Below are 8,337 nucleotides of genomic sequence, written 5' to 3'. Positions count from 1 at the left end.
TCGACCGCGGGCAGCCGCGCGGCCGAGATCGCACCCTGAGCTGTTGCCGACGCCTCGCCGCTCATTCGTCCGCTTCCGCCGCCAGCGCCAGCAAGGGGTTGGCGCTGGCGCGAGCGTAGTCGGTCTCGCCCATCAGCAGGTCCAGCGTGAGGCTGGCCAGGTCGTCGGCCAGCGGCTCGGCGTACGGATCTTTTTCCTGGTTGACCAGCTTGCGGTAGCTGTAGCAGTGCTCGCAGGTCTCGGCCACGACCACCTCGCCCGCGCCCTCCACGCTTTGGTAGCGGATGCCTTTGGTCGACTCGCAGTTGCTGCACTTCACGCGCACCAGGTGCCACTCGGTGGCGCACAGGCCGCAGTGCAGGTAGCGGTGGCCGCCAGCCTCGCCGCCAATGCGCAGCACGCTGGCAACCGGCGGCAGGCCGCAGTGCGGGCAAACGGTGGCCGGCTCGACCATGGGCAGCGCGCGCGCATCGAGCCGGCTCGCACGGTCGGCATAGGCCACCTGCAAGGCGGCCACCAGCAGCGGCTGGGCGGTGCGGGCGAGCAAGGTGTCAGGCGGTGTGCCTTCCTGCATGCCGTGCAGCACCTGCAATGCAAAGGCTTCCAGCATGTCAGGCGCGGTGTCCTGCAGCTCTTGTGCAAGCAAGGCCAATGCAGGCGGCAGGCCGGCGCTGGGCGGCGCGTTGGCCAGCACGCTGAGCATTTCGTCCAGCGCGGTCAGCCAGGCCGGATCCAGATGATCGGCGGCGGGGAGTACGGGCATCGCGTGGGTGACGGCCCGGGCGAGCAGTGCGGGGTCGACCGGCGCGGTTTCAATTTCGCGCGCGGCGAGGGCCTGGGCGTCGGCCAGCAGCGCGACAAAGCGCAGGTAGTCGGCGATCGGGTGGCCGTCCGCCGCAAGCTGGCGCCAGCGGGCAGCGCGCTCGGCGAACAGCGTGGCCGGCTGCGGCAGGCGGATGCGGGGAAAGTCGATGCGGTCCAGCGCCTCGATCTCGCCGGGTTGCAGGATGCGTTGCACGTGCAGGTCCTTCAGAAATGAAAAAGCCGCCGGCGCGCTGGCTCGGCGGCTGGCAGGGCGAGCCCTGGCTCAGCGATTGTCGCCGGTCATCTTGCGGTACCAGCCGCGGTGGTGCTGCCTGGCCCACGCGCGGGTGACCGTGCCGTAGAGCATGGCCCGGATGGTGCCACGGGTCCAGATGGCTGCGTAGATGTGCAGCACGATCAGCCCCATCATCCACACGGCGGCAACCGCGTGCAGCAGCGACGCGGCGCGCACCAGGTCGACTGGCAGATTGAACCAGGCACGCCACATCAGCACACCGGTGGGCAGCAGGATGACCATGCCCACCACCAGGCCCCAGAACAGCACTTTCTGGCCGCCGTTGTACTTGCCCTGCTCGGGCATGTCGTGGTCGTCGCCCTCGACCATCTTCTGCACGTTCTTCAGCCATTCGACATCACGCTGCTCGATCACGTTGAGCCGCCAGAAGCGCAGCGCCATGATCAGGAAGAACAGCATCATCACCAGCCCGATGTACGGATGCAGGATGCGCGCCCATGGGCCGCCCCCGAAAAGCTGGGTCAGCGGGAAAAACGCCGGGTGGAAAAAGGCCAGGCCGGAGAGCGCCAGCAGGATGAAGCAGATGCCGACGATCCAGTGGTTGGCACGCTCCGAGGCGGTGTAGCGCTGCAGGTCGCGGGGGTTGCGTCTCATGGCCGGCCTTCCGGGTTGGCGTCATGCTCGAACTGGCGGTCGCGTGCCAGCGCTTCCTGGTCCTCCCGTTCCATATCGTCTTCCAGTTCCTTGGAGACCTCGTTCGGGCCTTTGGTGATGTAGTGGAAGAGGCTGCCCAGCGCCGCGGTGCCCAGTGCGACCAGCGCCAGCGGCTTGGCCAGGCCTTTCCACAGCGACACCATCGGACTGATCTTCGGCTCGTTCGGCAGGCCGGCGTAGAGCGAAGGCTGGTCCGCGTGGTGCAGCACGTACATCACGTGGGTGCCGCCCACGCCAGCCGGATCGTAGAGACCAGCATGCTCGAAGCCACGCTCCTTCAGGTCTTCCACCCGCTCGGCCGCCTGGTCTTTCATGGCCTGCTTGGTGCCGAACATGATGGCCCCGGTCGGGCAGGTCTTCACGCAGGCGGGCTCCATGCCCACGGCCACGCGGTCAGAGCACAGCGTGCACTTGTAGGCCTTGTTGTCCTTCTTGGAGATGCGCGGCACATCGAACGGGCAGCCAGTCACGCAGTAGCCGCAGCCAATGCAGTTTTCCTCGTGGAAATCGACGATGCCGTTGCTGTACTGGATGATGGCGCCGGGCGACGGACAGGCCTTCAGGCAGCCCGGGTCGGCACAGTGCATGCAGCCGTCCTTGCGGATCAGCCACTCCAGGTTGCCGCTCTGCTCGTTCTCGTACTCGGTGAACTTCATCACCGTCCACGCGTTTTCGGTCAGATTGATCGGGTTGTCGTAGACACCCAGCGAGGTGCCCGGCTCCTGGCGGAGGTCGTTCCACTCCATGCAGGCGGTCTGGCAGGCCTTGCAGCCGATGCACTTGGAGACGTCGATCAGCTTGGCAACCTCGCCAGAGGCGGGGGCGCGCGCACTGGGCGAAGGGGTGGTGGTGGCCGAGCGAGCTTTGATGTCGAGAGATTGCAGTGACATGGGCGCTCCTCAAGCGGCGATCTTCTCGACCTTCACGAGGAAGGTCTTGAACTCGGGCGTGTTGGTGTTGCCGTCACCCACGAAAGGCGTCAGCGTGTTGGCCAGGAAGCCGGGCTTGGTCACGCCCTTGAAGCCCCAGTGGATCGGAATGCCCACGTGGTGCACCGTCTTGCCCTCGATCTGCATCGGCTTGATGCGCTTGGTGACAACCGCCACCGCCTTGATGTAGCCGCGCTTGGACGAGACCTTGATGCGGTCACCAGCCACCACGCCGATGCTTTGCGCCAGCGCCTCGCCGATCTCGACGATCTGCTCGGGCTGGGTGATGGCATTCAGCAGCGCGTGCTTGGTCCAGTAGTGGAAGTGCTCTGTGAGGCGGTAGGTGGTGCCCACGTGCGGGAAGTCCGCGGCCTTGCCAAAGGTCTCCCACACCGACTTGAAGACCCGGGCCGCCGGCGAGCTGGTGACCTTCGGGTGCTTCGGGTGCATGGGGTTGTAGCCCAGCGGCGTGTCGAAGGGTTCGTAGTGCTCGGGGAACGGGCCTTCGGCCATGCCCTTCCTCGCGAAGAAGCGGGCCACACCTTCTGGGTTCATGATGAACGGTCCAGCGCCCGTCTCGGGTGCCAGCGTGGCGCCCATGTCCGGCACGTCCGCCCCGGTCCAGGCGCTGCCGCTCCAGCTCACCAACTTGCGCTTGGGGTTGAAGGGCTTGCCGGCCTCGTCGCAGGAAGCGCGGTTGTAGAGGATGCGGCGGTTCGCCGGCCAGGCCCAGGCCCAGTTCAGCGTGTTGCCAATGCCGGTCGGGTCGCTGTTGTCGCGCCGGGCCATCTGGTTGCCGGCGGTCGTCCAGCAGCCGGTGAAGATCCAGCAACCGCTCATGGTCGAGCCGTCGTCCTTCAGTTCACCAAAGCCAGCCAGTTGCTCACCCGCCTTGCGCGTGACCTTGGTGGCGTCCTTGGGGTCGACCTGGTCGGCCAGCGCCCGGCCGTTGTACTCCTTGGCCACTTCCTCGGGTGTCGGCTCCTCGGCGTTGGCATACGGCCACCAGAGCTTCTGCATCGGATCCGGGAAGGTGCCGCCTTCCTTGGCGTAGAGTTCCCTGATGCGCAGGAACAGGCCGGCCATGATGCGCAGGTCGGTGCGCGCCTCGCCCGGCGGCTCGGCCGCCTTCCAGTGCCACTGCAGCACCCGCGAGCTGCTGACCACCGAGCCTTCTTCCTCGGCAAAGCAGGTGGTGGGCAGGCGAAAGACCGTCGTCTGGATCTTCTTCGGATCCACGTCGTTGTGCTCGCCGTAGTTCTTCCAGAACTCGGAGGTTTCGGTGGCCAGCGGGTCCATGATGACCAGGAACTTCAGCTTGGCCAGGCCGTCGCGCACACGGTCCTTGTTCGACAGCGCGGCCAGCGGGTTGAAGCCCTGGGCAATGTAGCCGTTGACCTTGCCCTGGTTCATCAGCTCGAAGATCTGCAGCATGTCGTACTGCTTGTCGAGCTTGGGCAGGTAGTCGTAGGCCCAGTTGTTCTCGGCCGTGGCGGCCGGGCCGTACCAGGCCTTCATCAGGCTGACGTGGAACTTCGGATAGTTCTGCCAGTAGCTCATCTGGCCGGCGCGCAGCGGCTTCTGCGTGCGGCTGTCGATGTACTTCTGGTAGTCCTGCTCGGACTGCAGCGGCAGCGTCATGTAGCCCGGCAGGCTGTTGGACAGCAGGCCCAGGTCGGTCAGGCCCTGGATGTTGGAGTGGCCACGCAGCGCGTTCATGCCCCCCCCCGCCACGCCGATGTTGCCCAGCAGCAGCTGCACCATCGCGCCGGTGCGCAGGATCTGCGCGCCGATGGAATGCTGTGTCCAGCCCAGCGCGTACATGATGGTCGCCGCGCGGCCCGGCACTGCCGTGGAGGCGAGCTTCTCGCACACGTGCAGGAACTTCGCCTTGGGCGTGCCGCAGATGCTTTCCACCTTCTCGGGCGTGTAGCGGCTGTAGTGCGCCTTCATCAGCTGGAAGACGCAGCGCGGGTGCTGCAGCGTGGCGTCGGTCTTCACAAAGCCGTCGGCACCCAGCTCGTAGTCCCAGCTGGCCTTGTCGTAAGTGCGCTTTTCCTCGTTGTAGCCGGAATAAAGGCCGTCGGCGAAGCTGAAGTCCTCGCGCACGATGAAGCTGAAGTCGGTGTACGCCTTGACGTACTCGTGGTGGATCTTGTCGTTGCTCAGCAGGTAGTTGATGACGCCGCCGAGGAAGGCGATGTCGGAGCCCGAACGGATGGGCGCGTAGAAGTCCGCCACCGACGCGGAGCGGTTGAAGCGCGGGTCCACCACCATGAAGTGCGCCTTGTTGTGCGCCTTCGCTTCGGTGACCCACTTGAATCCACAGGGGTGCGCTTCTGCGGCATTGCCGCCCATCACCAGGATGACATCAGCGTTCTTGATGTCCACCCAGTGATTCGTCATCGCGCCGCGGCCAAACGTCGGGGCAAGACCTGCCACCGTCGGGCCGTGTCAGACACGGGCTTGGTTGTCGAATGCGAGCAGGCCCCAGGAGCGGGCAATCTTGTGGGTGATGTAGCCGGCTTCGTTGCTGGAGGCCGAAGCCGCCAGCATGCCGGTGGTGAGCCAGCGGTTGACGGTCAGGCCGTCGTCCGTCTTCTGCACGAAGTTGGCGTCGCGGTCGGCCTTCATCAGCTTGGCGATGCGCTCATTGGCCTCGTCCCAGCTGATGCGCTTCCATTCGTCGCTGCCAGGCTCGCGCACTTCCGGGTGCAGCAGCCGGTTCGGGCTGTTGATGATGTCCAGCAGGCTGGCGCCCTTGGGGCACAGCGTGCCGCGGTTGACCGGATGGTCCGGGTCGCCCTCGACGTGGATCACCGAACGCTTGGCGTTCTTCGCGCCGTCGCCCAGCGAATGCATCAGGATGCCGCAACCGACCGAGCAGTAGGTGCAGGTCTGGCGCGTGACCGTGGTCGCGGCGAGCTTGTACTGGCGCACCTCCGCCAGCGCCGTCGCCGGGGAGAACCCCAGCAAGGCCAGGCTTGAGCCTGCCAGGGTGGAGCCAGTCACTCTCATGAACTGGCGACGTGAGACTTGCACGTGAAGCTCCTCGCAAAAAAGCACGAAGTGCAACCGCTCGAAGCCCTGGAACGCACCTGGGTTCAGCCTGGGAGCGGGTCGCGAGAAAATTCTATGCCTATGGGGGCATCCAGGTTGCGGGGTTTCACGGATGTCCCAGCGTCCAAGGCGGGCATGTTCACGCCCATGCGGGCTGCCTCGGGCAAGCGGCAAGACACTTGCGCTCAGAAATCCAAGGTCCAGGTCTCGCCCACCAGGTCATGGCCAAAGCTGTGGTGCGCCTCGCTGGCGACGAACCGATAGCCAGCCTTGCTGTAGATGCGCTTGGCAACGGTGAGATTGCTGTTAGTCCAGAGCCGGATGGAGCGGTAGCCGACGTCACGCGCGAACTGGCTGCACTCGGCGACCAGCCGCTCACCCAGGCCCAGCCCGCGGGCGGAAGGCTCGACCAGCAGCAGCCGCAACTGGGCCACGCCCTCGATCGGCTGCCCGCTGGCTTCGTCCCGCGCCTGCACCAGGCACACGCTGCCGATGTTCACGCCATCGCGCTCGGCGATCCAGCAAGCCTCGCGGCGCGCATCGAAGCGCTCGATGAAATCCGCCGCGATGCGCGCGACCATGGCCTCGAAGCCAATGTCCCATTGGTACTCGCGGGCATAGAGCGCACCATGCCGCGAGACCACCCAGCCCATGTCGCCGGGTCGATGCGGTCGCAGGACGAAGCTGTTTTTCGCCGGCTTGCTGCCTGGCTCCTCCAGCATGTCTCGCACGCGCTGGAAGGCCTGCAGCAACTCGCCCTGTTGTGCATCGCTGAGCCGGTCCAGCAGCTCACTCACCTGAGCCTGTGAGCGCTGCTCCAGCGGCGCCAGCGCCAGGCGGCCGGCGGCGGTGAGCTGCAGCAAGGACTGCCGCCCGTCCGCCTCGCTGCGGTTGGCCTCCACCAGCCCGCGCTCCTTCAGAGAGCGCAGCAATCGGCTCAAGTAGCCCACATCCAGATCCAGCAGGCGGCCCAGCGCCGTGCCGGTGATGCCGGCGCCTTCCTGCAGGTGCGCCAGCTCCCACAGCACGCGGGACTCGGTGAGGTTGAAGTCCGAGTCCAGCAAGCCTTCGTTGAGCACGCCGATGCGACGGGTGTAGAAACGGTTGAAGCCGCGCACGGCTTCGATTCGGTCAGGCGAAGTCATGGCCGAAGGATACGAAAATTGATTGCTTTTGGCAATCAATTGCTTGCTGGATTGTCAATTGGCAACGACGGCGGCGCAACACGCCTGCAGCGAGCCCATCACCGACGTCAACAGTCCGCCAAACCTACAAACCCTGTTGGCAACGCCTGACACCGAGGCTGGTGGGTGGGGCGTACCTTCTGGTTCATCCGGTTCCGACCGGTTGCCCCTTTTCCTCCCCACCGCGCAGGCCCTGCGCGGACTCTCAAGGAGTTCCCCATGAAGATGAACAAGACGCTTCTCTCCGTTGTAACCGCTGCTGCAGTCGCTGGTGCCCTGTCGATGGCCTACGCCCAATCCGAGCCGAACCTGCCGGTCCAGCCGGACACGCCGACCGCCGTGGAACCGCACGCCACCCAGGTGGCCACGCCCATGGTCCCGCCGCCTGGCGATTTCACCGGCTCGCAGAGCAGCGGCACCACGACCACCACGGTCGAAGCGCCTCAGCCCGTGGTGACGGTCACTCCGCCCGCCACCGTTGCCTATACCGCGCCGGCACCCGCCCCGGCCGCGCCGGCACCCGAAACCAGCCCACCGGTCGACAACAGCGCGCCTGCGCCCATCGACAACACGCCGACGACCATGCCCGCGCCGCAAGCTGACCGCAACTAAGCTCATGCCTTCAGCGCCACCAGGCGCTGGGGTGAGAGGAAGAGCCGCCCGAGAGGCGGCTCTTCCTTTTGTGGGCCGCGCTGCGTCGTTCTACGGGCACCGCTGGGGCTGCAGCCAAAACCTCTGTGCGATGATCGCCAGCCGCTTCTTCGCGGCCCGGCCGCTGCGCCTTCCGCGCGCCTGATCCCCGCCCACCCCATGATTGACGAGACCGAGACCGCAGCCAGCCCGCGGCCTGCGCCAGCTTCGCTGGAAGGCCACACGCCGATGATGGCGCAGTATTTCAGGCTCAAGGCCGACCACCCGGACACGCTGCTGTTCTACCGGATGGGGGACTTCTACGAGCTGTTCTACGACGATGCGCGCAAGGCCCACAGGCTGCTGGACATCACGCTGACGACACGCGGCCAGAGCGCAGGCCAGCCGGTCATCATGGCCGGCGTGCCGGTGCATTCGGTGGAGGGCTACCTGGCGCGGCTGCTGAAGCTGGGCGAATCGGTGGCGGTGGCCGAGCAGGTGGGCGACGTGGCCACGGCCAAGGGACCGGTGGAGCGCAAGGTGGTGCGCGTGGTGACCCCCGGCACGGTGACCGACAGCGAACTGCTGAACGACCGGGCCGACACGCTGCTGCTGGCCATCACCCGCCAGCGCCAGACCTGGGGCCTGGCCTGGCTGGGGCTGGCCAGCGGGCAGCTGGGCGTGACCGAGTGCGTGGAGCGCGAACTGCCGGGCTGGCTGGCACGGCTAGCACCAGGTAGATGATGACGCCGGCAACGAC

At 66.3% G+C, this 8,337-nt stretch carries 6 protein-coding genes and 1 pseudogene; 2 read left to right on the top strand and 5 right to left on the bottom strand.

Going from position 1 to position 8,337, the window contains the following annotated elements; genetic code table 11:
- Positions 1-61 precede the first annotated feature (61 nt).
- The 5 genes from fdhE to FKP22_RS13970 all read right to left on the bottom strand — a co-directional run bounded on the left by fdhE (position 62) and on the right by FKP22_RS13970 (position 6,908).
- Complete coding sequence (gene fdhE, locus FKP22_RS13990) at positions 62-1,018, bottom strand: formate dehydrogenase accessory protein FdhE (protein WP_141288093.1); 957 nt, start codon at positions 1,016-1,018, stop codon at positions 62-64.
- Between the two features lie 69 nt (positions 1,019-1,087).
- Entirely contained in the window at positions 1,088-1,714 is a 627-nt protein-coding gene (locus FKP22_RS13985; RefSeq protein ID WP_141288092.1) for a formate dehydrogenase subunit gamma, read from the bottom strand.
- A complete protein-coding gene (gene fdxH / locus FKP22_RS13980; protein ID WP_141288091.1) occupies positions 1,711-2,664 on the bottom strand; it encodes a formate dehydrogenase subunit beta in 954 nt (317 codons plus the stop codon). Before fdxH ends, FKP22_RS13985 begins: the two co-directional genes overlap by 4 nt.
- A gap of 9 nt (positions 2,665-2,673) precedes the next feature.
- The gene (gene fdnG, locus FKP22_RS13975) at positions 2,674-5,721 is read right to left on the bottom strand and encodes a formate dehydrogenase-N subunit alpha (RefSeq protein WP_141288094.1); all 3,048 of its coding nucleotides are present in this window, start codon (positions 5,719-5,721) and stop codon (positions 2,674-2,676) included.
- A 227-nt stretch (positions 5,722-5,948) separates the two neighbouring features.
- A complete protein-coding gene (locus tag FKP22_RS13970) occupies positions 5,949-6,908 on the bottom strand; it encodes a bifunctional helix-turn-helix transcriptional regulator/GNAT family N-acetyltransferase (protein WP_141288090.1) in 960 nt (319 codons plus the stop codon).
- Positions 6,909-7,166: 258 nt separating this feature from the next.
- Here FKP22_RS13970 and FKP22_RS13965 point away from each other — a divergent pair, with 258 nt between their 5' ends.
- Both FKP22_RS13965 and FKP22_RS13960 read left to right on the top strand, forming a co-directional pair.
- Positions 7,167-7,559, top strand: a complete 393-nt coding sequence (locus FKP22_RS13965) for a hypothetical protein (protein ID WP_141288089.1) — start codon at positions 7,167-7,169, stop codon at positions 7,557-7,559.
- A 198-nt stretch (positions 7,560-7,757) separates the two neighbouring features.
- A pseudogene (locus FKP22_RS13960) lies at positions 7,758-8,312 on the top strand (MutS N-terminal domain-containing protein); the annotation flags it as partial.
- Positions 8,313-8,337 lie beyond the last annotated feature (25 nt).

The organism is Ideonella azotifigens, assembly GCF_006519715.1.
In the GTDB taxonomy this organism is placed as follows: Bacteria; Pseudomonadota; Gammaproteobacteria; order Burkholderiales; family Burkholderiaceae_C; genus Ideonella; species Ideonella azotifigens.
Note: the sequence above shows the minus strand (reverse complement) of the source record. Positions and strands in the feature narration are given on the sequence as shown.

Bases quoted from the DNA above. Each gene is read 5' to 3' on its own strand.
- FKP22_RS13985 (WP_141288092.1), bottom strand. From the start codon at position 1,714: ATGAGACGCAACCCCCGCGACCTGCAGCGCTACACCGCCTCGGAGCGT.
- fdxH (WP_141288091.1), bottom strand. From the start codon at position 2,664: ATGTCACTGCAATCTCTCGACATCAAAGCTCGCTCGGCCACCACCACC.
- FKP22_RS13970 (WP_141288090.1), bottom strand. From the start codon at position 6,908: ATGACTTCGCCTGACCGAATCGAAGCCGTGCGCGGCTTCAACCGTTTC.
- FKP22_RS13965 (WP_141288089.1), top strand. From the start codon at position 7,167: ATGAAGATGAACAAGACGCTTCTCTCCGTTGTAACCGCTGCTGCAGTC.